Source organism: Falsiroseomonas bella, assembly GCF_003173615.1.
GTDB classification, from domain to species: Bacteria; Pseudomonadota; Alphaproteobacteria; order Acetobacterales; family Acetobacteraceae; genus Falsiroseomonas; species Falsiroseomonas bella.
The window spans coordinates 1-850 of record NZ_QGNA01000014.1; the positions used below are offsets into that span (position 1 = coordinate 1).

General features: G+C 67.8%; 1 protein-coding gene. It reads right to left on the minus strand.

Going from position 1 to position 850, the window contains the following annotated elements; genetic code table 11:
- Positions 1-773 (minus strand): IS5 family transposase gene (locus DFH01_RS27725; protein WP_109873782.1). Its coding sequence is split into 2 segments (ribosomal slippage): positions 1-440 and positions 440-773, totalling 774 coding nucleotides; the frame shifts between segments, so codons are not numbered across the junction.
- Positions 774-850: the final 77 nt, after the last annotated feature.

Below are 850 nucleotides of genomic sequence, written 5' to 3' on the forward strand. Positions count from 1 at the left end.
CTAGGTCCTGGACTCAAACCTGGTCCATAGCCTGATGGCGGCGATGGCGACGGCGCTGAGGTAATTTCGAGCGAGCTTGTCGAAGCGCGTGGCGATGCGGCGGAAGTGCTTCAGCCGGTTGAAGCATCGCTCGATTAGATTGCGCTGCCTGTAGAGCGCCGGGGCGACGCTGATCTGCATGAGTTTCTGGCGCGTGGTGGGGACATGCGCACGGCAGCCGGCGGCCTGGATGCGCTGGCGCACGTCGGCGTAGTCGTACCCGCGGTCGGCCACCACGTCGCTGTCGACGGGAAGCCCGACCAGCAAGTCCGGCACGGCGCGCATGTCGGCGGCCTGGCCGGCAGACAGGGCAAGGCGCACGGGGAGGCCGTGCGCGCCGACGCGAGCGTGGATCTTGGTGCTCAGTCCGCCACGAGAACGACCGATGGCGTGATCCGCGCCCCCTTTTTGCCGCCGGCGGCGTGCTGGTGTGCGCGCACAATCGAACTATCGATCAGTGCGAGCGAGCCCGGTGAATGCGCGGCCAGCGCCTCGAAGATGGCGAGCCAAACGCCGCGTTTGGCCCAGCGGTTGAAGCGGTTGTAGGCGGTGGTGTGCGGCCCGTATCGCTCGGGCAGGTCGCGCCAGGGCGTGCCGGTGCGCAGCACGAAGAAGATCGCGTTCAGCACCCGCCGGTCGTCCAGCCGCGGCCGTCCCATGCGCGCCCCATCCGCGCCCGGCAGCAACGGCTCGATGATCCGCCACTCCGCCTCGCTCAAATCGAACCGCGACATGCCCCTATCCCCCGTCAACTCCGACGGTGAATCAGATCGCGTCGCGTCGCAGCAAGGACTTTGGGTTCAGGACCTAG